The 25,645-nt window shown below is 48.9% G+C and carries 22 protein-coding genes; 14 read left to right on the top strand and 8 right to left on the bottom strand.

The window, feature by feature from the left end:
• Positions 1-2 precede the first annotated feature (2 nt).
• From IPM52_05185 to IPM52_05175, 3 genes are read right to left on the bottom strand one after another with little or no spacing between them, the layout of a single operon-like run.
• Entirely contained in the window at positions 3-998 is a 996-nt protein-coding gene (locus IPM52_05185) for a ketoacyl-ACP synthase III (protein MBK9291001.1), read from the bottom strand.
• Positions 999-1,009: 11 nt separating this feature from the next.
• Complete coding sequence (locus IPM52_05180; GenBank protein ID MBK9291000.1) at positions 1,010-1,756, bottom strand: beta-ketoacyl-ACP reductase; 747 nt, start codon at positions 1,754-1,756, stop codon at positions 1,010-1,012.
• A gap of 19 nt (positions 1,757-1,775) precedes the next feature.
• A complete protein-coding gene (locus tag IPM52_05175; GenBank protein MBK9290999.1) occupies positions 1,776-2,954 on the bottom strand; it encodes an acetyl-CoA C-acetyltransferase in 1,179 nt (392 codons plus the stop codon).
• A gap of 281 nt (positions 2,955-3,235) precedes the next feature.
• Between IPM52_05175 and IPM52_05170 the strand changes: the two genes are divergently transcribed.
• Positions 3,236-3,916, top strand: a complete 681-nt coding sequence (locus tag IPM52_05170) for a PorT family protein (GenBank protein ID MBK9290998.1) — start codon at positions 3,236-3,238, stop codon at positions 3,914-3,916.
• An 81-nt stretch (positions 3,917-3,997) separates the two neighbouring features.
• Positions 3,998-6,445, top strand: coding sequence for a T9SS type A sorting domain-containing protein (locus IPM52_05165; GenBank protein MBK9290997.1), 2,448 nt, complete (start codon positions 3,998-4,000; stop codon positions 6,443-6,445).
• A 110-nt stretch (positions 6,446-6,555) separates the two neighbouring features.
• Here the strand turns inward: IPM52_05165 and IPM52_05160 are convergent, their stop codons facing one another.
• Positions 6,556-7,188, bottom strand: a complete 633-nt coding sequence (locus IPM52_05160) for a peptidylprolyl isomerase (GenBank protein MBK9290996.1) — start codon at positions 7,186-7,188, stop codon at positions 6,556-6,558.
• Positions 7,189-7,396: 208 nt separating this feature from the next.
• On the opposite strand from IPM52_05160, the gene rpmB reads away from it, so the two are divergent.
• The 4 genes from rpmB to IPM52_05140 all read left to right on the top strand — a co-directional run bounded on the left by rpmB (position 7,397) and on the right by IPM52_05140 (position 11,536).
• The gene (gene rpmB / locus IPM52_05155; GenBank protein ID MBK9290995.1) at positions 7,397-7,636 is read left to right on the top strand and encodes a 50S ribosomal protein L28; all 240 of its coding nucleotides are present in this window, start codon (positions 7,397-7,399) and stop codon (positions 7,634-7,636) included.
• A gap of 194 nt (positions 7,637-7,830) precedes the next feature.
• On the top strand, positions 7,831-10,356 hold the full coding sequence (locus IPM52_05150; GenBank protein MBK9290994.1) for a carboxypeptidase-like regulatory domain-containing protein: 2,526 nt from the start codon (positions 7,831-7,833) through the stop codon (positions 10,354-10,356).
• A 92-nt stretch (positions 10,357-10,448) separates the two neighbouring features.
• Positions 10,449-11,072, top strand: a complete 624-nt coding sequence (locus IPM52_05145) for a superoxide dismutase (protein MBK9290993.1) — start codon at positions 10,449-10,451, stop codon at positions 11,070-11,072.
• 143 nt (positions 11,073-11,215) lie between these two features.
• Positions 11,216-11,536 carry a hypothetical protein gene (locus tag IPM52_05140; GenBank protein MBK9290992.1) on the top strand — a complete coding sequence of 107 codons (321 nt, stop codon included), beginning with the start codon at positions 11,216-11,218 and terminating at the stop codon, positions 11,534-11,536.
• A 146-nt stretch (positions 11,537-11,682) separates the two neighbouring features.
• On the opposite strand, the gene rocD is transcribed toward IPM52_05140, so the two are convergent.
• From rocD to IPM52_05125, 3 genes are all read right to left on the bottom strand, one after another.
• The gene (gene rocD / locus IPM52_05135; GenBank protein MBK9290991.1) at positions 11,683-12,921 is read right to left on the bottom strand and encodes an ornithine--oxo-acid transaminase; all 1,239 of its coding nucleotides are present in this window, start codon (positions 12,919-12,921) and stop codon (positions 11,683-11,685) included.
• A gap of 126 nt (positions 12,922-13,047) precedes the next feature.
• Positions 13,048-14,121 (bottom strand): phosphatidylserine/phosphatidylglycerophosphate/cardiolipin synthase family protein, encoded by a 1,074-nt coding sequence (locus tag IPM52_05130; GenBank protein ID MBK9290990.1) that lies wholly within the window; start codon positions 14,119-14,121, stop codon positions 13,048-13,050.
• On the bottom strand, positions 14,061-15,623 hold the full coding sequence (locus tag IPM52_05125) for a tetratricopeptide repeat protein (GenBank protein ID MBK9290989.1): 1,563 nt from the start codon (positions 15,621-15,623) through the stop codon (positions 14,061-14,063). The genes IPM52_05130 and IPM52_05125 overlap by 61 nt, the downstream gene beginning before the upstream one ends.
• Before the next feature lie 129 nt (positions 15,624-15,752).
• On the opposite strand from IPM52_05125, the gene IPM52_05120 reads away from it, so the two are divergent.
• The 7 genes from IPM52_05120 to IPM52_05090 all read left to right on the top strand — a co-directional run bounded on the left by IPM52_05120 (position 15,753) and on the right by IPM52_05090 (position 23,259).
• The gene (locus IPM52_05120) at positions 15,753-16,622 is read left to right on the top strand and encodes a YicC family protein (GenBank protein ID MBK9290988.1); all 870 of its coding nucleotides are present in this window, start codon (positions 15,753-15,755) and stop codon (positions 16,620-16,622) included.
• A gap of 4 nt (positions 16,623-16,626) precedes the next feature.
• Entirely contained in the window at positions 16,627-17,199 is a 573-nt protein-coding gene (gmk, locus tag IPM52_05115; protein ID MBK9290987.1) for a guanylate kinase, read from the top strand.
• On the top strand, positions 17,196-18,215 hold the full coding sequence (locus IPM52_05110) for a zinc-binding dehydrogenase (GenBank protein MBK9290986.1): 1,020 nt from the start codon (positions 17,196-17,198) through the stop codon (positions 18,213-18,215). The genes gmk and IPM52_05110 overlap by 4 nt, the downstream gene beginning before the upstream one ends.
• A gap of 78 nt (positions 18,216-18,293) precedes the next feature.
• Positions 18,294-18,884 (top strand): nicotinate-nucleotide adenylyltransferase, encoded by a 591-nt coding sequence (locus IPM52_05105; GenBank protein ID MBK9290985.1) that lies wholly within the window; start codon positions 18,294-18,296, stop codon positions 18,882-18,884.
• A 207-nt stretch (positions 18,885-19,091) separates the two neighbouring features.
• A complete protein-coding gene (locus tag IPM52_05100; GenBank protein ID MBK9290984.1) occupies positions 19,092-19,964 on the top strand; it encodes a transglutaminase family protein in 873 nt (290 codons plus the stop codon).
• 510 nt (positions 19,965-20,474) lie between these two features.
• Complete coding sequence (locus IPM52_05095) at positions 20,475-21,116, top strand: DUF3267 domain-containing protein (protein ID MBK9290983.1); 642 nt, start codon at positions 20,475-20,477, stop codon at positions 21,114-21,116.
• Positions 21,117-21,288: 172 nt separating this feature from the next.
• Complete coding sequence (locus IPM52_05090) at positions 21,289-23,259, top strand: DUF262 domain-containing protein (GenBank protein MBK9290982.1); 1,971 nt, start codon at positions 21,289-21,291, stop codon at positions 23,257-23,259.
• Positions 23,260-23,528: 269 nt separating this feature from the next.
• Here IPM52_05090 and IPM52_05085 read toward each other — a convergent pair whose 3' ends face one another.
• Positions 23,529-23,834 carry a transposase gene (locus IPM52_05085; protein ID MBK9290981.1) on the bottom strand — a complete coding sequence of 102 codons (306 nt, stop codon included), beginning with the start codon at positions 23,832-23,834 and terminating at the stop codon, positions 23,529-23,531.
• A 341-nt stretch (positions 23,835-24,175) separates the two neighbouring features.
• Here IPM52_05085 and IPM52_05080 point away from each other — a divergent pair, with 341 nt between their 5' ends.
• Entirely contained in the window at positions 24,176-25,495 is a 1,320-nt protein-coding gene (locus IPM52_05080) for a DUF389 domain-containing protein (GenBank protein ID MBK9290980.1), read from the top strand.
• The last annotated feature ends 150 nt before the right edge of the window (positions 25,496-25,645 follow it).

Raw genomic sequence — 25,645 nt, 5'->3', positions numbered from 1 at the left:
GCTCAATACCTGAATGCGGCACTTGCAAATGCCAGTCCACCACCCGATCCGATAAAATACATCAGGTCGCCACGTTTTACCTTGCCTTGCAGCACAGTCTGATGCAGGGCAAACGGAATGCAGGCCGAACCCGTGTAGCCATATTTGTGCATCACCGTTGGCGCTTTCGAGCGATCCACACCCAGCCTGTCCATGGTTTCGCGTATGCTGTTGATGTTGATCTGCGTGAGGAAATAATGATCCACATCCGTGGGTTCGACGCCAATGCGCCGGCTGAGCTCGCGGGCCATCATGCTCCACATCTCGGGGTTCAGTTCTTTCGGAAACTTGGTCACAAACTTAAGCAGGTGATCCTTGTTGCTGATAACCTCCTGGTTGACAGGGGTATTCGTTCCTCCTGCATAAATCCCCATGTGGCCATAATATTCACCTTTGGTGATGAGCTGGCTGGCCAGGAACCCCCGCCCGGGTTCGTCCGAAGCTTTCAGGATGACTGCGCCTGCACCATCGGCAAACAGGGTGACGGTCTTTTTGTCGCTCATGTTCAAATATTTGCTCATGGCGTAGGCGCCAATCACCATCACTGTGTTGTAATTTTCGTCGGAGCGGATGTATTTGGCGCCCAGGTCGAGGGCAGTCACAAAACCGGCACAGGCAGTGTTCAGGTCAAATGTGCCTGCCTTTGACATGCCCAGCAGGTGCTGCACTTTCGATGCGGTCGATGGTGAGATGTACTCCGGGGTGTCGGTCGAAATGACCAGCAGATCAATGTCTTCCGGATTAACATTTCCTCTTTCCATGGCATCGCGTGCGGCTTCCACACACAGATCGGCTGTGCTCTGGTTTTCGTTGCACCACCTTCGCTCGTAAATTTCCACGTTTTGCTCAAGCCACTCGCTCACATTTTCGCCCAGCAGGGCATCGAAGTAGCTGTTTGGAACCACCCGTTCAGGCGCATACATGCCTGTGGAGTGAATGATTGCATTGCGCTGTTTCATTGCAACTTAGCTTATCCTATCACAACTCCTCCGTCCACACTCAGCACCGCACCGTTGATAAAGGCGGCTTCGTCGCTGGCAAGAAAAGCATAAGCAGCGGCAATTTCCTCAGGTTTGCCCAGTCGGCCAAGCGGCGTTTTGTCGCGCATCATCGCAAGCACGTTTTCCGGCATTTTGGCCACCATCTCAGTGGCTATGAAGCCCGGCGCCACCGCATTTACAGTGATGCCCTTGCGCCCCAGCTCTTTGGCCAGGGTTTTGGTCATACCAATCAGTCCGGCTTTGGCTGCTACATAATTAGTCTGGCCAAAGTTGCCATACAGGGCCACCACCGAACTTGTGTTGATGATGCGGCCGCTGCCTTGCACGAGCATGTAGTCGGCCACTACCTTCGTGCAGTTGAATACTCCCGTCAGGTTAACGTCGATCACTTGCTGCCACTGTTCCGGACTCATTTTCTTCAGGGTGCTGTCGCGTGTGATGCCTGCATTGTTGATCAATACGTCTATGTGGCCATGCAGGGCGTGTGTGGCAGCTGCTGCCTGAGCAACCATCTCAAAATCAGCTGTATTTACTTTGAAGAAATAAGCTTTGCCGCCCTTGTCTTGTATCCCGGCAACCGTTTGTTGGCCCTTCTCTTCGTTGAAGTCCCAGATGGCCACAATGGCGCCTTCGCTGGCAAATCTTTCGGAAGCGGCTTTGCCGATGCCATCGGCACCGCCTGTGATTACTACTACTTTACCTTCGAAATTGTACATGTTTGTAATAATTTGGTTTTTAACGTTCTATGAGCATGGCTATGCCCTGTCCGCCGCCAATACACAGGGTGGCCAGGCCGCGGCTCAGCTTGCGTTTTTTCATTTCATACATCAGGGTGGTGAGCACCCTTGCGCCCGAAGCTCCGATGGGATGGCCGAGGGCAATGGCTCCGCCATTCACATTCACAATGTCCGGGTTCAGGCCGAGATCTTTCACCACGGCCAGCGACTGGGCTGCAAAAGCCTCATTGGCTTCGATGAGTTGCACATCGGCGAGCTCCCAGCCTGCACGTGCCAGGGCTTTTTTTGTGGCTGGTACCGGACCATAGCCCATAATTTTTGGGTCGAGACCGGCGTAAGCATACGAAACAATGGAGGCAAGCGGCTCAATGCCAAGCTCTCTGGCTTTGCGCTCGCTCATCACCACAACCATGGCTGCACCGTCGTTGATGCCGGAAGCATTGCCGGCGGTTACTGTGCCATCGGGCTTGAAAGCCGGCCTGAGTTTGGACAGTTTGTCGAGGGTCATCCCATGCTTTGGAAATTCATCCGTATCCACCACCACCGGATCACCCTTACGTTGTGGCATGACCACCGGTACGATTTCGTCAGCAAAACGGCCACTTTTTTGTGCAGCCTCGGCCTTGAGCTGGCTGTTCAGGGCAAACAAATCCTGTTCCTCCCTGCTGATTCCCCAGCGATCTGCAATATTCTCGGCTGTGATGCCCATGTGTATGTTGTCGAATGCATCTGTGAGGCCATCGTAAATCATGCTGTCCACCAGGGTGCCATCGCCCATGCGGTAACCATAGCGTGCCTTGGGCAAAAGATATGGCGCATTCGACATGCTTTCTGTGCCACCGGCCAGCACCACTTCGACTTCGCCAAATTGCACGAGCTGTGCTGCCATGGCCACAGCCCTCAGTCCCGAACCACAAAGCTGGTTGATCGTCATGGCAGGGGTTTCGTGCGGTGTACCAGCCTTGATACCAATCTGGCGGGCTATGTTTTGTCCCAGGCCGGCCGACAAAATATTGCCGACAAGCACCTCTTCCACCATTTCAGGACCAACACCGGCCCTTTTCAAAGCTTCTTTTGCAGCTATTACGCCCAGCTCCACAGCACTGAGCGATGCCAACGCACCCCCAAAATTACCAATGGGTGTGCGTGCGGCTGATACAATGACGGCTTTTTCCATCTCTCTGTTTTTTAATGCGTTATGTTTATTATGGTTTGATATCAATCATTTTCAAAGCAAAGTAAATATCCCTGTGAGCTAATGCAAAGCCGGATTGATGCAATCAAAAGGTTGACTAAACGGGTATGTAAGGTAAAGAAATTTATAAATTACTTCAAATCAATTGGTTAAAATTGTGGTTTGACAGGTCGACAACAATTCGTTGTTAACTGCATTTTGCCGCAACAAAACCTGCCAGGTTTCGGGAGATTGCTTTTACCGAATTGCTTAGTTTTGCAGGTATGAAAGCGCTGAAATTAGCTGTTTTGTGCCTCCTGCCTCTGATGCCGCTGGATGTAGGTGCGCAGGTATTCAAGGGGTTTGTGAACGCAGGTCTGAATATGGCCCAGGTGGATGGAGACGAAGTGTATGGGTACAAAATGCCCGGACTGCACTTTGGCCCCGGGGTTATGCTCGATCTTGGCCGCAATTTCGACCTTTCGCTCGAGGCCGCTTTTACCCAGCGGGGTGCCAACGAAAGGGATCAGTATGTTGCAATCAGGGGAAGCGATACGTTGACCGGCGCTTACAGGCTCAGGCTCGATTATTTCCAGATCCCGCTAATGATCCACTACACCGACAAAGATTTGTTCACCGCCGGCCTGGGATTCTCCTATGCCCGTCTGGTAAGGGCAGAAGAGTATGAGCATGGCAAACAAACCAATACCAATGCAGGCAATGGCGTGTATAGCCCCCACGACCTGAATGTGTTGCTCGACCTGAAATACCGCATGTGGGATCGCCTGAGGCTGGCTTTCCGTTACGAATATTCCATGGCCCGCATCCGAACCAGGGAGTTTACGTCAATTGGTGGCAGCCAGCCTTGGATCAGGCACCAATATAATAATGTGATCAGCTTCAGGTTGTTTTACATTTTCAACGAAGACCGGGCTACCAGGAACAAGGCGATGCGAAACGAATAAAATTTCAGGCAAATCGGAGCAAAATAAATTACTTTTGTGAGAGTCAAAAACAACACCATTTATTAACCAAAATTCAATCTTATGAGAAACTTTACGCTTTTAATTCTTGCTGCAATCTGGTTCGCAGGTATGATTCCCGTGCATGCGCAAAGCCGGGAAATGCTTTACGAAGAAAACTTCGAGAGCTATGCCGTTGGCGCAAAGATTGCCCAGTCGAATCCCGCCCGCTGGACCACCTGGAGCAACCAGCCCGGCGGCGCCGAAGATGGAGTAATCAGCGACGAGCAGGCCTCCAGCCCATCGAAATCGCTCAAGATTTCGGGCACCAACGACAATGTGATGAAGCTGGGCAATAAAACAGCCGGCAAGTACAAAGTGAACTGGAAAATGTTCATCCCCACCACCCGTGCGGGTTATTACAACTTCCAGCATTTTGAAGCTCCCGGTGTGGAATGGGCATTCGAAGTCTATTTCGACAACAACGGCACCGGCTATATGCATGCCGGTGGCAACAATGCCGCAACGTTTTCCTTCCCCATGAACACCTGGTTCAACGTAGAAAACGAAATTGACCTCGATGCCGACCAGGCCAAGGTGAAGATCAATGGCGTTCAGGTGCACACCTGGCAGTTCAGCCTCCAGGCCCAGGGCCAGGCAGGTACCAAGCAGCTCGGTGGGGTCAATTTTTATGCTGGCGCTTCCACCGGGATGACACCTACTTATTATGTGGACGACATCACCTACGAAGCCGAAACCGAACAATGGCTCTATCAGAGTGGATTCGACGAGTATCCGAACAACGGCTACGTGGCTCAGACCATCCCACAGTGGTTCCGCACCTGGTCGAATACCCCCGGCACTGCCGAGGATGCGCGCTTCAGCAACGAGCAGGCCCTCAGCGCACCTATGTCAGTAAAAATCGCCGGAACGACCGACCTCGTTTTTAAACTGGGTAATAAAACCTCGGGCAAATACCTCGTGGAATGGGACATGTTCATACCAACCACCCGTGCAGGATATTTCAACTTCCAGCACTTCGAAAACCCCGGTGTAGAATGGGCATTTGAGGTGTATTTCGACAACAATGGCACCGGCTACATGCATGCCGGTGGCAACAATGCCGCCACTTTTACCTTCCCCATGAACACCTGGTTCAAAGTGGAAAATGAAATTGACCTCGATGCCGACCAGGCTAAAGTGAAGATCAACGGTGTTCAGGTGCATACCTGGCAGTTCAGCCTGCAGGCTCAGGGCCAGGCCGGCACTAAGCAACTGGGTGGCGTGAACTTTTATGCAGGTGCCAGCACAGGCATGACACCACAGTATTACTTCGACAACCTTGGCTATGCCGAACTGGTTGCCGGTGTTACCGGTCCGACCATCCAGGTTAGCGCCACCCCCATCATCCTGACCATACAGGAGGGCACCCAGCAAACCCGCAACCTGCCCATCACCAACACTGGTGGTCAGCCTCTGAATGTAGATATCGTAGCTTCGTACGATCCGCCTACTGAAGCAGGCTTCAACTACCTGCCGCAAACCGACCTGCCTCGGGCCATTGGTGAATTTGTGGAAGCTCCCGCCTCGACCAATGGCGGCGCTCCGGCCAACGATACCCGCCCGACTGTCATCCTGAACTACGACGGTGATAATGCCACCGGAATTGGCTTTACCAATGGTGCACAATGGCGCGGTGCCGTGCGTTTCCCGGCCTCAATGGTTGCCCAGTACAATGGCATGAACCTTACTGAGATTCAGGTTTATATCAACGAACCTGTCAACGCACATAAAATCATGGTTTGGGATATGGGAACGATCACGCTTCCCGGACCGGGAGAACTCGTGCACGAACAAGCATTTAACCCACTTCCAGGTTGGAACAACGTAGTGCTGAGCACGCCTGTTTTCATCACGGGCCGCGACCTCTGGGTTGGTGTTTGGATGGACCAGCCGGCCGGTAATTTCCCGCTGGGTGCCGACGACGGTCCGCAGCATCCCGATGGTGCCTGGGTATCCTCCGGCCCGGGATGGTCATTGCTCACCCTGCCACGCAACTGGAACATCCGTGCTAAACTCGAAGGTGACGCCCGTCCGGTCTGGTTGTCCACCAATCCCGGCCAGATGACCATCGCCCCCGGCGCTACTACCGATGTTACAGTCAACATCAATGCCAGCAACCTGCCCCCGCTCACCGTTCAGCGCGCCAAACTGCACGTCAGGAGCAACGACCAGATCAACCCCCAGGTCAACATCAACGTTTGGATCACCGTGCTTGTGGGCCTGAACGAAAAAGGCGAACAAACCTATGTCAGCATGTATCCCAATCCGGCTCAAACCTTTGTGACCCTCAGCTCGAATACCATCATTCGTAAAGTAAATATTCTCAATCAGTTGGGTCAGCTGGTTCAATCGTTCAGCCCGGGCACTGCCGAACTGCGCATCAGCACCGAAACCATGAAATCCGGTGTGTATATCCTCCAGATTGATACCGAACACGGTCAGGCAGTTCAGAAACTTACCGTAAAATAGGTTCTGCACCTGCCAAAAAAACGGCTCACCAATGGTGGGTCGTTTTTTTTTGCAACAAAAAACCGGCTTTTTGGCCGGTTATCTGGTTGTTTGATGCAAGTGAAATTTCCTCAGCAGTTGCACGACGATCCACTGAAATCGTCTCCGTCGCCACAGTGACCGCAGCCACCGCCATGATGTGCATGGGCGTGCTCGTGCTCGTGATGGTGATGGTGGCCTCCTCCTCCGCAACAGCCCGAATCGGGTGTGCCGCAGCCACATCCCGAAGGTGCAGGGTTGAGCTCTTCGTAAGTTGCTTCGCGCACATTGAGTACTTCACCCACGGTGTAAAGGGTCTTGCCTGCCAAAGGATGGTTGAAGTCCATGGTCACCGAAACCCCGTTGACACTCACTACGCGTCCGTCCAGCGGATTGCCGTCGCGGTCCATCATCGGAATGGTGCGCCCAACCTCCAGCAAACCCGGCCTGATCTCGCCCTTGACCATGAAAACGGTCTTGGGTACCTCAATCACGAGTTCCGGATTGTATGCGCCAAAAGCCTCCTCCGGCTGAATGTAAAACTCAAAAGTGTCGCCTGAGCGCAGGCCCAGCAAACGGTCTTCGAAACTCTTCATCACCCGGCCTGTGCCAAACAGCATAGTGCGCGGCTGGGTCACCGGAGCTTCCTCAAGCACCTCACCTGAAGCATTTTCAAGGTGGATGCGGTAAGTCAATATTCCAACACGTTCGTTCTCAATTCGCATATGTCAAAAACTTTTCTGTAGAGTTTGTTTAAGTAAATCAGTATCTGGTTGCAAAAATAGCTAAAACGTGCTTGTTTAGAATGGCTTTAAATAAAGTTTCCCCCATTTTTTTCAACATGTCCGAAAAAGTTTGAAGCAGCTGTTGTCGGATTGAAATAAAATGCGTTACTTTGCACTCCCTTTTGAGAGGGGTAAAAACATAGAAGTTATGTCGAAAGTTTGCCAGATCACAGGAAAGAAAGTTATCGTCGGAAATAACGTTTCGCACTCGAACCGCAAAACAAAGCGCACCTTCGAGCCGAACCTGCAGGTAAAGAAATTCTGGGTGCCCGAAATGCAACAGTGGGTAGTGCTTAAAGTATCCGCTGCCGGCCTCCGTACCATCAACAAAAAGGGAATTTACCAGGCCCTTCTGGATGCCGATAAATCGGGCCACCTCTACAAGTAAAATATCAAGGCTTAACATCCGAAGCTGCTGTGCACTGGCATCAGCAGCTTTTTGTTTTTCCAATAACACTACTCAGGCACAGCTGATTCGAACAAACACTTTTCACCCAAAGCAGGCTGTTTTCCTGTCCAACCTATGGCATTTATTGTCCAATCCGAAATAAAACCGGAGTTTTGCGGTTAATAAACAGTCGTATGCCACGCCGCATTATTCACATATTTCTGCTTATTGCTTTTCTGTTGCCAGTGCACCTTTCAGCGCAACAGGCGCTACTGCGTGGCAGGGTGACCGACGAAAGGGGCAGGCCCCTCGAGCTGGTCAATGTGGCGGTGAAAGGCAAAGCCGGGGGCACCATCACCAATGAAGCCGGGCAATACAGCCTCAGCCTGGAGGCTGAAAAGCGTCAGACTGTGGTTTTTTCTTTTGTGGGCTATACCACTGTGGAACATCAGCTTGAGCCGGGCAGGGGAGAAGTCAGGGTATTGGATGTGGTGCTGTTTCCCAGCCAGACCACCCTGCCCACAGCCGAAATACGCGAAGAACGGCTGCAAACCCTCAGCCTGACCCGCCTCGACCCAAAACAGGCCAGCCTCCTGCCTACGGTGGGGGGCGGCATCGAAACGCTTATCAAGACTTTGCCCGGGGTGTCGTCGAACAACGAACTGAGTTCGCAATACAATGTGCGCGGAGGAAACTTTGACGAAAACCTGCTCTACGTCAATGGAATAGAGATATACCGTCCCTTTCTCATCCGCAGCGGACAACAGGAAGGCCTGAGTTTTATCAATCCCGACCTGGTCGAAAACATTACCTTTTCGGCCGGTGGATTTGCTGCCGAATTTGGCGACAAGCTCTCGTCGGTATTGGACATAAGCTACCGCAAGCCCCAGCAATTCCGTTCAACCGCCTCGCTGAGTCTCCTCGGCCTGAATGCCCATACCGAAGGCCTGAGCACCGACCAACGTACTACCTGGCTCACCGGCTTGCGCTACAAAACCACACAATACGTGCTTAATGCACTGGAAACCAAAGGACAATACCGTCCTGATTTTTTCGATGCCCAGGCCTTAATTACCAGAAATATCCATCCTAAGGTCGAACTTACGGCACTGGGACATTACTCACGCAACCAATTCAAACTCATCCCCCAAACCCGTCAGACCGATTTTGGCACGTTTCAGGAAGCCTACAGGCTGACGGTGTATTTCGACGGGCAGGAGGTGGATTGGTATCGCACCGGAATGGGTGCGCTGTCGCTCCTGGTGCGGCCCGCACAAAACACCAGGCTATGGTTTACCGCTTCGGCTTTCAGCACGGTTGAGGCCGAAACCTTCGACATTATGGGGCAATACTGGATTGGCAGGCTTGAAACCAATACTGCAAGCGAGCAATTTGGCAATGTGGTACAGGCTCAGGGTGTTGGCACATTCATCGATCATGCCCGAAATTATTTCGATGCCACCGTACTGAACCTGGAACACAAAGGCGCCCACAACACAGCACACTACACCACAAAATGGGGGCTGAGGTTGCAACGCCAATGGGTTTACGACCGACTGAATGAATGGGAACTCATCGACTCGGCCGGGTTTACCCTGCCACGTCCGCCCGATGAGGTAGGAAGCTCCACGCCAGCCCGCTACGATCTGCTGCTCAACAACGTGGCACGGGCCACCAACAGGCTGCAAATGTGGAACCTGAATGCCTATGGCCAGCAAAGCCGGATGTTGTTCGACCGCAACGATAACCAATACACCCTCACCTACGGCCTGCGCCTCACATACTGGGGTTATTCGGGAGAGTGGCTGTTGAGTCCGCGTGCCAATGCCTCGTTCAAGCCTTTCAAAAATCCCGACCTGATCTATCGCCTCAGCGCAGGCATGTATGTGCAGCCACCGTTTTACCGCGAGATCCGAAACTTCAGTGGCGAACTTTTCCCCGATGCACGCGCCCAGCGTTCGCTCCACCTGGTTGCCGGCGCCGATTACCAGTTCAGGGCATGGAACCGGCCTTTTGTGCTGACCACCGAATTGTATTACAAATACCTCGACCGCCTCATCCCGTATGAGGTCGAAAATGTGCGCATCCGCTACTATGCCGACCAGCAGGCCAAAGGCTATTCGGCAGGTCTGGATTTGAAAATCAATGGAGAATTTGTCACTGGCATCGAGAGCTGGGCAAGCCTCTCTTTTATGAAAACCGCCGAAGACATTGCCGGCGACTACTACGATTATTACCTGAACACAGATGGCGAACGCATTTACTGGTACACCCTGAACAGGCAGGTTGCCGATACTGTGCGTGTTTATCCCGGGTTTATACCAAGGCCCACAGATCAGCGTGTGCTCTTTTCCATGTTTTTTCAGGACTACATCCCCAACTATCCAACCTATAAAGTGCACCTGACCATGATGTTTGGCTCGCGCCTGCCGTTTGGTCCGCCCGGTAGCCAGCGCTGGCAGCAAACCCGCCGCATGCCTGAGTATCGCCGTGTGGATATCGGATTCAGCAAGCAAATCCTGGCCGAAGACCACGACAAAAAAACCTTCCCCCTGCGCTATGTGCACAATATGTGGGCCAGCCTCGAGGTGTTCAACCTGCTGCAAATCAAAAATACCATCTCCTACCTCTGGGTCAAGGACGTCAACAACCGCCAGTACGGTGTCCCGAATTACCTCACCCCACGCCAGCTCAACCTGAAATTGCTGGTCGAATTTTGAACCTTGGCGCGTTAATTTTGTTTAAAGGATGAGGGATTAATTTAGAACGTTTCTAAATAAGTCTAATTTTGTAGCATTAAAAAACTCAAATTATGAGCACAAAAGTCAAAGATCTTGTTTTTCCATCGCTTCCTTACGCCTATGACGCGCTCGAGCCGCACATTGATGCCATGACGATGGAGATTCACCACACCCGCCACCACAAGGCCTATTTCGACAACCTTCAGGCTGCAGCAAAGGATAGCCCCATTGCTGAGACCGATTTCATGGAAGTGCTGGCCAACATCAGCAAATATCCTGTGGCGGTGCGCAACAACGGAGGAGGGCACTTCAATCATGAGCTTTTCTGGAACATCATGTCGGCCAATGGCGGAGGTCAGCCCGGTGGCGCACTCCTCGAAGCTATTGTGCGCGATTTTGGTTCGTTCGAAAACATGCGCGAGCAGTTCAACAATGCCGCCAAAACCCGTTTTGGTTCGGGTTGGGCCTGGCTCTGTGTAAAAGCAGATAAAACCCTGTGTGTGTGCTCTACACCCAATCAGGATAATCCGCTGATGGATCTGGCCGACTGTAAAGGCACCCCCATTCTTGGTCTCGATGTCTGGGAACATGCCTATTATCTGAAATACCAAAACAAACGCCCGGATTACATCAATGCCTTCTGGAATGTGATAAACTGGGCACAGGTTGAAAAGAACTATCAGAACTGCTTTTAAACTAAATAACTAGCTCACAGAAAACCGGCCTTCAAGCCGGTTTTTCTTTTTTAGAAGCAAGGGTGTTTCAATGTTTTGATACTTACTGATCCATTATACGAGCCATCATCTTTACCCTTTTTTTCGTGCTTATCTCCGGCGGGATGGCTTTTTCCAGGCATCCCGGAGAACCCGGCAACAAATCAGCAGTCCATCTGTCAGTGACGCCGCCCCTGGTGTCTGGGATGTTTATTCTGAGTTATGAACGCAAACTTGTTGAATTCGACAACGGTTTTGCTTCTTTGGGCACTCATGGGGGATGGGTGGCTGCAAATATGGGCTGGGCGGGAGCTTTGATTGCCGTGGCGCCCTTGCTTGCTGTGGGAAACGGTCGCAGGTTTGCGGAACTTTCTGCCGGTGGCGGACTACATTTTCCCGAAGATGGCGGAGGCGTGGAGCCCAATCCCTGGCTGCATGTCGGATAATGGAGCCAAAAGCCCGGCAAACAGGGTGTTTTTCGTTTGGGAGCAGGTTATCCGACCCTCCTGTATATCGGTTACGGATTCAGCTGGTAAAAACAAAGTCCGGACACATGGCCCGGACTTTGTGGGGCTGTATGTTGACTGGTAGTCTATGCCTGGTATTCGAGGAAGCTTTTGCGGATGCGGGCCACGGCTTCCATCAGCTGTTCTTCGCTGATAACCAGCGGAGGGGCAAAACGGATGATGTTGCCATGTGTTGGTTTGGCCAGCACGCCGTTTTCGGCCATGCGCATGCAGATGTTCCAGGCGGTTTCGCTTTCGGGGGTGTCGTTGATTACCACCGCATTAAGCAGTCCTTTGCCGCGGACCAGCTTAATCAGGCTGCACTCCTGCGCGAGTTTTTCCATCTCTGCACGGAAGATCTTGCCGAGTTTGTCGGCCCTTTCGGCCAGGTTTTCTTCTTTCACCACCTCCAGTGCGGCAATGGCCACGCGGGCTGCCAGCGGATTACCTCCGAAGGTGGAACCATGCTGACCGGGTTTGATGCAGAGCATGATGTCGTCGTCGGCAAGCACGGCCGAAACCGGATAGACACCACCGGAGAGGGCTTTGCCCAGGATGAGGATATCGGGCCGGACTTTCTCGTGATCGCAGGCCAGGAGCTTACCCGTACGGGCGATGCCGGTCTGCACCTCATCGGCAATAAACAGCACGTTGTGGGCCTTGCAAAGGTTGTAAGCCTTTTTCAGGTAGCCGCAGTCGGGCACAAACACCCCTGCTTCGCCTTGTATGGGTTCGACCAGAAAACCAGCTACATGCGGGTCTTTCAGGGCTTCTTCCAGCGCCGGGATGTCGTTGTAGGGAATGGTGATAAATCCAGGGGTATAAGGCCCGAAGCCGCCGCGCGAGTCAGGGTCGGTCGACATGCTGATCACCGTGATGGTGCGGCCGTGGAAGTTGTTTTCGCAAACAATGATTTTGGCCTGGTTTTCCGGAATGCCTTTCCTGGTGTAAGCCCATTTGCGGCACAGCTTCAGGGCGGTTTCATCGCCTTCGGCGCCGGTATTCATGGGCAGCACCTTGTCGTATCCAAAAAATTCTGTGACGTACTTTTCGTACACGCCGAGCACATCATTGAAAAATGCGCGCGAAGTCAGGGTGAGGGTTTTGGCCTGTTCGATGAGTGCATTGATGATTTTAGGGTGGCAATGTCCCTGATTTACAGCGGAATAAGCTGAAAGGAAGTCGAAGTACTGCTTGCCTTCTACATCCCACACCAAAGGACCTTGGCCCCTCGACAGCACCACCGGCAGCGGATGATAGTTGTGTGCGCCATACTTGTCCTCAAGCTGCATGGCCAACTGAGAGGTCATGGTTTCTGCGATCATAAAGTTTCCGTGTTAGTGATTAATGTTAAAAGAATAACAATTCTTTGCAAAGGTAGCAATCTTAAGCACACGGAAAAAATATGACTACGAAATATAAACTTGCCAGAAATAATCTAAAGTATTGAATTACAGCAAATGACGAAATGGAAGTAGCAGCCACTCAAAAAATTTATTGATCAGCGGCCGTTTTTTCCAGTGTTCGAAATTGAACATTTCTGAATCCACAATGGTTTCTTCGATGTGTCGTTGCACCTGAGCGGCGATGTGTTCTTCCTGGCCGATGAGGACGATCTCGTACATGTACCGGAAGCTACGGTAGTCGAAATTGGAGGAGCCGATAGAGAAAATCTTCCCGTCCGCCAGCATAAGCTTGGCGTGCAGGTTGTGGGGTTTGTAAAGCAGAAATTTGATGCCGGCTTCGTGCATCGGCCCGAGGTATTTGTTTCGCAGGATGTCAACGAGTCCCACATCCGATCGGCGGGGAATGATAACGCGCACGTCCAGCCCGCGTCTGACGGCCTCGGTAAGTTCGCGGCGCAGCCTGAAGCCCGGCAGGAAATACGGCGTAACGATGACGACCGACTGCTGGGCTTTACGGATCAGTTGCAGGTAGCGCAGCATGATGCGTTGTTTGGTGATGGAGGGCATGTCGCGCACAATTTCGAATTGTCCGTGGCGGATCAGCCGGAGGTAGTTGGCTTTGGCAAACACGTATTTATTGTAGATGCCCCAGTCCTGACGAAAAATTTTCTTGAAAGGCAGGCTCAGCGGGCCGGTGATGCGCAGCACCGACTCGCGCCAGTTGAGGTTGTATCCGGTGAGATTCGACGAGCCGATCCAGGTGATGTCATCGTCGATGATCATGATTTTTCTGTGGTTGCGCCGGTGGCCACGGGTGAGCACGTCGGTATTGAATTTGATTTTTTCGAAGAATCTCACCTGACCGCCGGCAAGCTGCAGGCTGTCGAAAAAGTGGTTTGCCACGCCCGAGCCTCCCCAGGCATCCACCAACAGCTTGATTTCGACGCCTTCCCTTGCTTTTCGCGTGAGGGCGTCACGAAAACGTACCCCAACGGTATCGTTGCCAACCCTGTAGGTTTCGATGTAGATGTAGTCGCGTGCCCGCTCGATGTCGTCGATCATGGCATTGTAGTAGCGGATCGGATCGTCGTAAAGCTGGTATGTTTCCCCGTGAGGCATGCGTTCAATAGCCTGTTGTGTGCTGCTTGCAGCAAATGTAAACCTTGCCGCCCGAAATTCCAAAAACGCAGGCAGGCGATGTGTGCTGAATCAGCTTTTTTTGTCAGCCGCAGCACAAAGCGGCTGGCAATAAACAGGATAAGCATTGCTGCTGCCAGGGTAGCTAGCGACAACATGATGGATTCCAGCAATTTATATTTTCCGGCAAGCTCCGCTTTCCCGGACTTGAGTTGTTCCAGCTCGGCCCTGAGTTGCCGGAGGCTGTCGTAAAGCTGACTCTCGCGTATGGAGAGGCTGTTGAATTCCTCCTCGAGCCTGGCATGCCTGTTCCTGAAATAGGCAAACTGATTCATAAACGCCGGCCAGTTTCCGGCAGCAGCATACAGATCGAGCAGTTTTTTGCGCGACAGGTCTTCGTAGGCCGGCAAATTATTTTTATTTGAAAGTGCGAGCGTGGCTTCAAGCTGTGCCGTAGCCTCTGGTGTCCTTCCCATTTGCGCATATGTTTCACCCAAATGGTAATGCACACGTGCCACCTGTGCGCTCATATCTGCACGCTCGAAAATACCCAGTGCACGTTGGTAAAGGCTGAGTGCCTGATCGAATTCCTGACGGGCAGTGTGCAAATTGGCTTGATTTACAAGTACATGTGCTATAGGTGCCGGTGATCCCATCTGCTCCCTGATGCGCAATGAAGCATTGAAATAGAATGCAGCCGAATCGTACGCTTTCAGGTCGCTGAAGTAGATCAACCCAAGGTTGTTGAGGGCCATGCCCAGGGTCTGCAGGTCGCCAAGCTTTCGGAAAATGCCGGAGGCCTCGCGGAGCAGACTGATGGCCATTTCGTTGTTGTCGAACTGCCATTGTGCCATGCCCATATTCAGGAGGTTTCGGGCCTTGATGGGGTTGTCGCCCAACTTTTCGGCCAATGCAAGACTTTGGCGGTAGTTGTTCAGTGCCAGATGAATGTCGCCCGCATCATAAGCCGTGTTGCCCAGATCCAGATAGGCCTTCATGGCGATGGTGTCGTTGTTCAGCTTACCGGCCAGGCCCAGAGCTTCCTGCAGCTGCGTTGCGGCTTCGCCATACATGCCGCGGCGATGGAAGTGGTTTCCCAGTTCGACGAGCAGATGCCCAAGCATGGTGTGTTCGCCGGCACTTCGCACCAAAAGTACGGCGCGGCGAAAATATTGCTCAGCAAGTTCGAGGTCGCCGGCAAATTGTGCCGAGGAGGCCATTTGTCGCAACAGGCGGACCTGCGCACCCGGTTCCCGGACAAGGTCGGCCGATTTCAGGGCATCTTCTCCGGTTTGGATGCTTTTGGCCGGTGAAAGACTGCGGTATTGTTCGATAAGCAACTCCAGGGTGCGTATTTTCTGGCTGCCACTTTGCCGGGCCACCAGCTTGTTCAGGCTGTCGATCACTTTTATTTCATCTGCTTTGACAGGATGAAACACAGCGTTCAATAGCAAAAAGGTTGTGAGATACAGCAGCTTTTTCATTGGCCAGAGAAACGTTGGCAAAGATAGTGTCTTGATGCCCAAAACCAAACATATGTGCCTTGCAGGTTGCTGTTTATAAAATGGTCAGGGCGAAATTCCCTAACTTCGTGCGCCATAAAGCACAATGGAATGATACGTTCGATGACGGGTTTCGGCAGGACCGAAACCAGCTGGGGCCAACGCAAGGTGACCCTCGAAATCAAAGCCTTGAACAGCAAACAACTCGATTTGGTATTGCGCCTTCCGAATGAGTTCCGCACGGCTGAGTTTGAGCTTAGAAACATGGTGGCCGAGCGCCTGCAAAGGGGTAAGATTGACCTTACGGTGAACATTGAGAGCGCCGCAGCCAATGGTCAGATGATTCAGCTTGAGGCTGCACGCGAGGCATACCGGCAGCTCGAGCAGCTGTCGTTCGAGCTGGCAAAACCTCTGCCCCAGGATGTGTTTTCGCTGCTGGTGCGTTTCCCCGGTTTTTTTGCTACTACCGAACCCGAAGCTGCCGATGCGTTCCTGCCCCAACTGCGCGAAGCGCTTAGCGAAGCCCTCGACGCCCTCGACAACTTCCGCCAACGCGAAGGCGCTGTGCTCAAAACCGACCTGCTCGCCCATCTTGAACAAATTGTGCAACTCCTGTCACAAACCGAACCTTTCGAAAGTCGCCGCATTGAACAGGTCAGGCAACGCCTGGCAAAAAATCTGGCAGAATTTGCTTCGCAGCAAAAATTCGATCAAAACCGTTTCGAACAGGAACTTATCTACTACCTCGAGAAGCTCGACATCACCGAGGAAAAAGTGCGCCTCCGGCAGCATTGTTCCTATTTTGCCGAGACCATAGATGAGGATTTCGCCGGAAAAAAACTGGCTTTCATAGCCCAGGAAATGGGACGCGAAATCAATACCATGGGTTCCAAAGCCAACGATGCTTCCATCCAGCGGCTGGTAGTTCAGATGAAAGACGAACTGGAGAAAATCAAGGAGCAATTATTTAACGTATTGTAAATCAATGGATAAGCAGGGAAAACTCATCGTAGTTTCTGCGCCCTCGGGTTCTGGTAAAACCACGCTGGTGAAACATCTGCTCGAAACGCTACCCGGACTTGCCTTCTCGGTTTCGGCCACCAGCCGCGCCATTCGGCCGGGTGAGGTGCATGGAAAGGATTATTACTTTCTCACACCTGAGCAGTTCAGGCGAAAAGCCGATGCCGGGGAGTTTCTCGAATGGGAAGAGGTGTACCCCGGTATATTTTATGGCACCCTGAAGTCGGATGTGGCAATGCTTACCGCGCAGGGGCTCCATGTGGTGTTCGATGTGGATGTGGTTGGCGGTCTCAATATCAAAAACTATTTCGGCGAACGCGCGCTTGCCTTGTTCATCATGGCGCCCTCTGTCGAGGCTCTGGCGGCAAGGCTCAGGGCAAGAAGCACCGAAAGCGAGGAAACCCTGAACCAACGCATCGGCAAGGCTACCCGGGAGATGGAATTTGCCGGCAGGTTTGACAAAATCATTGTCAACGACCGGCTCGATGATGCCAAAGTCGAAATTGTACGCATTGTAAACGAATTTCTTGCCAGATGATGTTTCCGTTGACCTACCGGGTGGTCGAGCAGCCCCAGAGGCAGACGAACCTGCTGAAAACATTGCTGTCGCTGCGATTGTCGCAACGCACCCTGCATCGTGTGCCCGAGGGTTTTGTGCTGGTAAACATGGCCATGGCGCCGTTTAATCCGAGCGATATTGCTTTTTTGCAGGGCAGCTACAACGTGTCGAAGCCTTTGCCTGCGGTACCGGGTTTCGAAGGAAGCGGCAGGGTGGTGGCGGTTGCCGGCGATGTGGACCAAAGCTGGCTCGGACAACGTGTAGCCTGTTTTGCGGGCAACGAAACCGATGGCACCTGGGCAGCGTATGTGTTGGCGCGGCCGGAACAGCTTCTTGTTGTAGATGAGCAACTTAGTGATGCGCAGGCGGCAATTTTCCTGGTCAATCCTTTCACAGCCCGGGCCATGTTTGATATGGCGCTGGAACAAAAGTGCGGAGCCATTGCCCTCAATGCCGCAGGAAGCAGTGTGGCTGCCTGGATGCGGATTTTCGCCTCCCGCCAGGGAATTGAAACAATCAACATCGTCAGGAAAGCAGAGACCCGGGCGCAGCTCCAGGCCCAGGGTGTCGCACATGTTTTGCTTTCAAACGAGGAGGATTTCGACCGGCAATTCGGCGAATTGGCCCATCGGCTCGATTGCCGCATGGCATTCGATGCGGTGGCCGGCCCTTTGGGTGGCCATATGCTGAATTGCATGCCCGATGGCAGCCGGCTCGTGGTTTATGGCGGACTGTCGAACCAGCCCCTGGCGGATATTGATGTTTTGGGTCTGATTTTCAAGAAAAAGCATGTCCGGGGTTTCGACCTCAACCACTGGTGGGCTATCACCCCGTCGGTAGAAAAGCAAAAACTTGCCTCCGAAATCGCCCAACTCATGCTTCAACAAGCTCCGGTACCCATCAGTGCAACATTCGGACTGGATGATGTGGTGCAGGGGATCCGATACTATCTTAGCCATATGTCGGACGGTAAGGTGCTGCTGCGCATGCAATAAGCGAAGCTTCTGAAGTTGAATTGTCAGGGTGTAATTAATGCATGGTGTTGAAAAACAGGGTTAATATCTAATAAGGAAATGCAAAAAGATCATAAGCCTACTGGTTTGTTCTTCGGGTCGTTCAATCCGGTGCATCACGGCCACATGATGCTGGCCAGCTATATCCTGCATTGGGGGCCTGTGGAGGAGGTGTGGTTTGTGGTTTCGCCACACAATCCGCTCAAGGAAAAAAAGGGCTTGCTGCACGAACTCGACCGCTACGATATGGTGGAGGCAGCCATTGGCGATTTTAACCGGTTCCGCGCTGTGGACATCGAATTCCGTATGCCCCAGCCTTCCTATACCATCGATACCCTGGCCAGGCTGAGCGAGAAATACCCCGCACGCGACTTTTACCTGATTGTGGGCACCGATGCCCTGCAGTCGTTTGCCAGGTGGAAAAACTACGCGCAGATTCTGGAATATTACCGGATCATCGCTTATCCCCGCAAAGATTTCGATGGCAAGCCCTTTGTGGACCATCCGTCGGTAACCTTGGTCAATGCGCCTCAGATTGAAATCTCCTCAAGTTTTGTACGTCAGGCCCTTGCCGAGGGTCGCGATATGCGCTTTTTCATGCCTGAAGCTGCCTACAAACTGGCCGAAAAGAAAGCTTTTTACCGCTGGTAAGTGTACAGGATGCTTAATGTTGGATGAAGCGCTGAACGCACATAAATGAATAACTGACAAAATTGCTGTTTTTCAGTATGCTGGCTGCTGTTTCACTTCGCTCAATCTGTCAAAAAGTTTCTGTTCTTCACTGAAACATTTCAGGCTTCCCCGGCGTTACACTAAGGCAAGGTTTTTGATAACTTGCGGGTGCTACACGATCGCGCAATGAACGACAACAAGGAACTTCAGGCCCTGATCAGTCTGGTCGACGAGCCGGACGACAGCTTGTATGCCCGGGTGCGGAACCGCATCTTCGATTACGGCATGGAGGCTATTCCTGCTTTGGAGGAGGCTTTTGGGAATTTTCACGACGAGCTCGTTCAGCAGCGCATTGTCAGCCTCGTTCATGAGATTCAGCAGCAGCACCTCTTCAACGAATTGCATCACTGGAAGCGTTTTGGCGGACAAGACCTGCTCACGGGCTACCTCATTGTGAGCCGCCACCATTATCCGGACCTCGACGTGGAACACATTACCCGGCAGGTCGGCCGGCTGGTGCAGGATGTGTACAACGAGCTCAATCCCCAGCTCACCCCCCTCGAAAAGACCCGTGTGCTGAATCACGTGCTTTACGACATCAACAGGTTCTCGGGTAATACCTCCAACATCCAGTCGCCCGAAAATTTCTACATCAAGCCCTTGCTCGAAACACGCAAAGGCAATCCCATTTCGCTGGGTATTCTTTACCTGCTGATGGCCCGTGGCATGCGCATCCCCATTTATGGGGTTGATCTGCCCAGGCATTTTGTGCTGGCCTACCTCGACGAGCGTTTCGATCTGCCTGTGTCGCAGGCAGGGGAGGAGCAGGTGCTCTTTTACCTTAATCCTTTTAATAAAGGTGCGGTATTCACACGCAACGAAATCGAACTTTATATCCGTCAGCTTAAGCTCGATCGCGAGCGTTCCTATTTTGTCCCCTGCGACAACCTGGCCATCATGCGCAGGCTGATTGACGGCCTAGCCGAAGCATGGCGGGCCTCCGGTAACCAGGAAAAGGTGAACGAGCTGCAGCGCCTGCGCGAAGCGCTGGATGAATGAATTGTCGGATAACCTGCTACAAGGTGATCTGTCTCCTTCCAGCAACAAAGCTGCCTCAGATCAGCGATTGATGCTTCTACCTCATCTGGTCTATCCTGGATGATCAAATGCTGTTCGAGTAAAATTTCTGAGGAAGGAAGATAGCCGGAAAATGTCAACTGTATCTGCTACCAGGTTGTGGAGCAGCGCGAAAAAGACAAGAGTTTGTAGATCAGTAAACCTGCTGCATCGTTGAGGTGAAGGTCGCACCGGAACTGGACGTCAAACTGCGTGCTATGCCCGTGAACACAGTTGCCGGATATGGGTAAAAAAAAAAGACTCCCATACGTGAGGAGCTGGAAATTTTATTAAATTGGGAGCACTTTTAGGTGAACAAAAAAGAAAGGTGCCCAAATTTGAAAAAGAAAGAACTGGCCTTTTCAGACCAATACACCTGTTTTTTAGTGAATAAGGATGATTTTTTCAGACCAATAAAGGAGTTATGCGGCAATTTAAAACAACACTACAGCAATGAAAATTAGACCGGAAGAATTAGAAGAAAAAGGTTATATAAAACTTGACGAACTGGGACATAAAGAATTAGTTCCATTTGTTCAGACTTATATAAAAAAAACAACCAAATACTCTGTGTTTTATTATATCAGCAACATAATTATTTTTGGAGTTGTGGGATATTTATTTGTTCAGAATTACAATTTGCCAGACTATAGTTTTGGAGAAAGGTTTGCTCATTTTTCTTATGGACTAGCTATTGCGTTCGTTTTATTACCATTACACGAATACATACATGTTCTTGCATACAAATCTCAGGGAGCGACAAAAACTTCATATGATGCTAACCTAAAAAAGTTTTACTTTATGGCATTAGCCGACAAATTTGTTGCAAATAAGAAAGAGTTTGAAGTTGTCGCACTTGCACCGTTTGTAATAATTACAACAATACTCACAATTGCACTTTTTAGCGTTAACGCAAATTGGACTTTGACAATTGCAAGTATCTTGCTTGCTCACACAGCAATGTGTTCGGGTGACTTTGGACTACTAAGTTTTTTTGAATTTCATAAGGACAAAGAACCTGTAACTTATGATGATGTAGAAAATAAAATTTCATACTTCTATGGACGACCAAACAAAAGAAAAACGACCGTATAACACACGTTTGGCGTCATGCGGGGTGACGTGGGTATATTCAAGATCAGTTTTCAAATTGGGCTTAAGTGCCTGGTTGACAGTTTTATGCTTCGAAACCCCGCTCGAATGCCAAGCGTGGGAACGTTAGCGGTCAGCCTATTTGACGACACGATAAATAAACAAGGAAACAATAATGCAAGCAAAAGAGACTAAACTGCAAGACATAATTGAAGGAACAAAACAATATGTAATTCCCCTTTTTCAACGGACATACAGTTGGACAAGCAAGGAGTGGGAAGTCTTATGGAAAGACCTTGTTGAACTCTGTGAAATGGAAAACCCAAGAACACATTTCATCGGTTCAATCGTAAATATGCCGACAGTTTCTGTTCCTGAAGGAGTGGCAAAGTATTTACTAATTGACGGACAGCAGCGATTAACAACAATATTTATTCTGCTTACATTATTAAGAAACAAAGCAAGAGAAAATCAAAATGGCCGTTTTGCTGACGAGATTAACAATACTCTTCTTGTTAATCAATACAAAGACGGAATAGACCATTACAAGCTAATGCCCACTCAGGTTGACAGAATAACTTATCAGAACTTAATTAATGGCATTCCAAACGAAGAAGAAAATCAATTGACAAGAGCATATACATACTTTGAAAAAAAGCTAAAGCAAGTTGAATTAGAACCTGAGAAACTAAAAAAAGTAATTACAAGCTATATTTCAGTCGTAAGTATCGTTCTTGATGCAGACGACAACCCGTATTTAGTTTTTGAAAGTCTTAATGCAAAAGGACGACCACTTACTCAGGCCGACTTAATTAGAAACTACTTCTTTATGCGAATTCACATTGATAGGCAAGAAGAAGTATATAAAAACTATTGGCTTCCAATGCAGACCGCATTAAACGAAGACCTAACAGAATTTATCAGGCACTACTTGATGAAAGATGGAAACATCATTAAACAAGGAGATGTTTACTATGCTCTGAAAGACAGTGTTTCAACCAAAAATGCAATTGACTACCTAACCGAACTTAAAAAATATTCTGTTTATTATCAAAGACTAAAATACCCTGAATTTGAAAAGGAACCTGAACTTGAAAAAATGTTCAGACGACTGAACAGAATAGAAGTAACAACCGCTTACCCCCTGTTACTCAATTTTTACAGTAACTACGCAGACGGTAAGATTGATAAAAATGGTTTTATAACAATCCTAAAAACCTTAGAAAATTATCTGATAAGAAGATTCGTGTGCAATATCGCAACAAATCAACTAAACAAAATATTCCCGACTGTTTACCCACTTATTCAATCTAAGTATTCAGAAAACATAATTGAAGGTTTCAAAACAATTCTTCAAGGAAAGGGCTATCCAAAAGACAACGAATTTTTCTTACGCTTCCGTGAAACCAAGTTCTATGGTGGTGGAGACAGAGTCGTAAAAACAAAGCTGATACTTGAAACTATTGAAAGCAGTTTCAATCACAAAGAAGCAGTTCCATTTGAAAACTTAACAGTTGAACACGTTATGCCACAGACACTTTCTGAGTGGTGGCAAGAGCATTTAGGCAAAGATTGGGATGAAACACACGAACTATACTTACATACAATTGGGAATTTAACACTGACAGCATACAACACAGAACTATCAAATGATGATTTTCACACAAAAAAGAGAACACTAAATGAAAGCCATCTTGACTTAAATAAATATTTTGCTGACATTCCTCAATGGACAAGAGCCGAAATTGAAGCAAGAGCTGAAACCCTTGCTAAGAAGGCTTTGGAGATTTGGAGTTACTTCGGTCAAGAAAATTCAACACCAACTGACATTCAGGAAGTGACAGGAACAACTCCAGTGGGTTTAAAGATTTTAGGACAGCATTTTGAAGTTAAATCTTGGAGAGATGTATTGGAGAAAACTCTGAATGTTATTGCAGACATAGAACCTGAAAAATTTGAAGTCATTGCACATAATTTTCCAAGGTATGTAGGTAAGGACAAAAACAAGTTCAGAGCAATTAGACAACTTGAAAATGATTATTTCATAGAAGTAAATCTCTCAGCACAAAGTATTCAAAAACTTTGCTATCAGGCTATGGAGACTATCGAACTGACATCAGACGAATGGGAAGTAATTATTCAATAATTGTGGACAAGAAAGAAGGCCGAACCGCTAACAGGCGTAACCGTTGCACAACCTCATAAACTTTCTGTTTTTCTCCTCTCAAAATTTTTAGCTTAATAATTTTAGTATTGCAATAAGCCTATACCGTTTATGTAAAACAGAATGCCATCCTGAACCCATTTCTACGTATAGCGATAATAAGGTTAGATAATCGTTGAAAAGCAGAAAAATCGATGCCGGCATGTCGTCCCGTGGCTAACTTGATAGCCTTAACTGAGGTTTGGCGATGCTTAGTGATGAACCTGAGGTATTTTTTCAGGTTTTGGTATGTGGCCGCCATAAGTACTTGTTTTAATTCCAGGCCTGAAAGCAATCTCGTTGGCGCAATATTGCATCAGCTTTCGGTCATAGTTGATGTTGTTTAGGTAGCCCACAAGGCAAATCTTGAAGAAGACAACGGGGTCGATGCTTTCCTGACCTTCGGTACTGTAAAAGTGTTTGGTGGACTGATACAGGAAATTGAGGTCAAGTTCGCGGTGGAGTATTCGGTAAAAGTTGTCCTGAGGAACAAGATCATCAAGGCATACCTGATACATCAGTTTTGGTTGAAATTGTTTTCGTCCTTGCATGGTTAAATTTAGCGAAAAATGCTGAGATAACACGCAAATAATCCAAAAAAATGGCTCGTTTTATTTGACTCATACAAAGCTTTTCATAGCTTTGAAGCATGGAAAATATTGAGTTGTGCAACAGGCACACGGGTTTTGCGTCAGGCTGGGTGAGATGCAAACTTGGAGCTTTGTGCTTCTATTCAAGTTCAGTACTGGTTGACATTTTTGTGCTTCCAAATCCTCACCTTCGCCAAGTGCTGAAAATTTAGTTTTTTTGCTAAAAGACAGAACATGAAAATTTAGTTGCAAAATTAAGAACAAATAGTATGTCAGTATTAAACAATATTAGTAAGTTATTAAACTTATTAAGTTTAGAATCGGAACTGGAAGATCAGGATGTGGTTTATAAGGAAATCCAAAAAGGGATTATTTTCAAAGGTACAAACCTCTGGATTTTAATTTTCGCAATTATTGTTGCCTCTGTTGGGCTCAACATGAATTCAACGGCTGTAATAATTGGTGCAATGCTTATATCGCCCCTTATGGGACCCATAAATGGTATGGGATATAGTATTGCAACTTATGACTTTGAACTATTCAAGAAGTCTATAAAAAACTTTTCATTCGCAATATTGGCAAGTCTTGTTGCCTCTGCTGCTTACTTTACATTAAGCCCTGTTTCAACTGCACATTCTGAACTATTAGCCAGAACAAGTCCGACGATTTATGATGTTTTGATTGCTTTGTTTGGTGGTTTAGCCGGAATTGTTGCAATTAGCAGTAAACAAAAAGGAAATGTTATACCAGGAGTAGCTATTGCAACAGCTCTTATGCCTCCTTTGTGTACAGCAGGTTACGGACTGGCAACATGGCAATTCAATTTTTTCTTTGGAGCCTTATATTTGTTTACTATTAATACGATTTTTATTGCAATTGCCTCTGTTTGGATTTCTCAATTATTAAAGTTCCCAATCAGGACTATTGTTGACGAAGGCCAAAAGAAGAATATCAATAGAATAATCACATTGGTAATCACAATTGTTCTTTTACCAAGTATATTTTTTGGGTATAAACTTGTACAACAAGAAGAATTTTTACAGAATGCAAATTTATATGTTTCAAATGTTTCACTTTTTGAAGGGAACTACCTTTTAAAGCATGATATTGATGCTAAGGCACGTAAGATTACTTTAGTTTATGGTGGTACTCTTCTGTCAGACAAACAGAAAGATGACATCATTGAAAAATCAAAAGACTTTAAGCTTGCTAAGGCTAACATTAAAGTCTTGCAAGGATTAGCTTTCAGTAGTTTGGATGAGACAAATGTTGAATTAATCAAACTTAAAGAGCAGGTTTTTGAACTTAATGCCACATTGAGTAAAAAGCATTCAGAAATAGATAGCATATTAAGTCAACAAAAATTTGGATTGACAATATTGAATGAAATTAAACCGATATTTCCACAAATCAATGGATGTATATATTCTGAATCTTTAAAATTTCATGATACTCTTGATTCACCGCAGATAACACCTGTTGTGATCTTTTCAATCGAATCAGATATACAGGAAGTTGACAAAAAGAAAATAGATAATTGGCTGAGAGTGAGGTTGAAAAGCGATAATGTAAGAGTCTATTATGAGTAAGATAGTGCACGAAAATCTTACATCAAATATAGATGATGGCATGGGTTGTAGCATATTCAGACGTTCAACTCGCATCGAGTTCATCGGATCTTGACAGGAAAGTGCCCTGTGTTCCGCCACTACTAATAAACGCAACACGGCATGCCCAAT

It is taken from the genome of Bacteroidota bacterium, assembly GCA_016715945.1.
Lineage (GTDB): Bacteria > Bacteroidota > Bacteroidia > Bacteroidales > F082 > JALNZU01.
Note: the sequence above shows the minus strand (reverse complement) of the source record. Positions and strands in the feature narration are given on the sequence as shown.

Bases quoted from the DNA above. Each gene is read 5' to 3' on its own strand.
- IPM52_05185 (MBK9291001.1), bottom strand. From the start codon at position 998: ATGAAACAGCGCAATGCAATCATTCACTCCACAGGCATGTATGCGCCT.
- IPM52_05180 (MBK9291000.1), bottom strand. From the start codon at position 1,756: ATGTACAATTTCGAAGGTAAAGTAGTAGTAATCACAGGCGGTGCCGAT.
- IPM52_05175 (MBK9290999.1), bottom strand. From the start codon at position 2,954: ATGGAAAAAGCCGTCATTGTATCAGCCGCACGCACACCCATTGGTAAT.
- IPM52_05170 (MBK9290998.1), top strand. From the start codon at position 3,236: ATGAAAGCGCTGAAATTAGCTGTTTTGTGCCTCCTGCCTCTGATGCCG.
- IPM52_05165 (MBK9290997.1), top strand. From the start codon at position 3,998: ATGAGAAACTTTACGCTTTTAATTCTTGCTGCAATCTGGTTCGCAGGT.
- IPM52_05160 (MBK9290996.1), bottom strand. From the start codon at position 7,188: ATGCGAATTGAGAACGAACGTGTTGGAATATTGACTTACCGCATCCAC.
- rpmB (MBK9290995.1), top strand. From the start codon at position 7,397: ATGTCGAAAGTTTGCCAGATCACAGGAAAGAAAGTTATCGTCGGAAAT.
- IPM52_05150 (MBK9290994.1), top strand. From the start codon at position 7,831: ATGCCACGCCGCATTATTCACATATTTCTGCTTATTGCTTTTCTGTTG.
- IPM52_05145 (MBK9290993.1), top strand. From the start codon at position 10,449: ATGAGCACAAAAGTCAAAGATCTTGTTTTTCCATCGCTTCCTTACGCC.
- IPM52_05140 (MBK9290992.1), top strand. From the start codon at position 11,216: ATGGCTTTTTCCAGGCATCCCGGAGAACCCGGCAACAAATCAGCAGTC.
- rocD (MBK9290991.1), bottom strand. From the start codon at position 12,921: ATGATCGCAGAAACCATGACCTCTCAGTTGGCCATGCAGCTTGAGGAC.
- IPM52_05130 (MBK9290990.1), bottom strand. From the start codon at position 14,121: ATGCCTCACGGGGAAACATACCAGCTTTACGACGATCCGATCCGCTAC.
- IPM52_05125 (MBK9290989.1), bottom strand. From the start codon at position 15,623: ATGAAAAAGCTGCTGTATCTCACAACCTTTTTGCTATTGAACGCTGTG.
- IPM52_05120 (MBK9290988.1), top strand. From the start codon at position 15,753: ATGATACGTTCGATGACGGGTTTCGGCAGGACCGAAACCAGCTGGGGC.
- gmk (MBK9290987.1), top strand. From the start codon at position 16,627: ATGGATAAGCAGGGAAAACTCATCGTAGTTTCTGCGCCCTCGGGTTCT.
- IPM52_05110 (MBK9290986.1), top strand. From the start codon at position 17,196: ATGATGTTTCCGTTGACCTACCGGGTGGTCGAGCAGCCCCAGAGGCAG.
- IPM52_05105 (MBK9290985.1), top strand. From the start codon at position 18,294: ATGCAAAAAGATCATAAGCCTACTGGTTTGTTCTTCGGGTCGTTCAAT.
- IPM52_05100 (MBK9290984.1), top strand. From the start codon at position 19,092: ATGAACGACAACAAGGAACTTCAGGCCCTGATCAGTCTGGTCGACGAG.
- IPM52_05095 (MBK9290983.1), top strand. From the start codon at position 20,475: ATGAAAATTAGACCGGAAGAATTAGAAGAAAAAGGTTATATAAAACTT.
- IPM52_05090 (MBK9290982.1), top strand. From the start codon at position 21,289: ATGCAAGCAAAAGAGACTAAACTGCAAGACATAATTGAAGGAACAAAA.
- IPM52_05085 (MBK9290981.1), bottom strand. From the start codon at position 23,834: ATGTATCAGGTATGCCTTGATGATCTTGTTCCTCAGGACAACTTTTAC.
- IPM52_05080 (MBK9290980.1), top strand. From the start codon at position 24,176: ATGTCAGTATTAAACAATATTAGTAAGTTATTAAACTTATTAAGTTTA.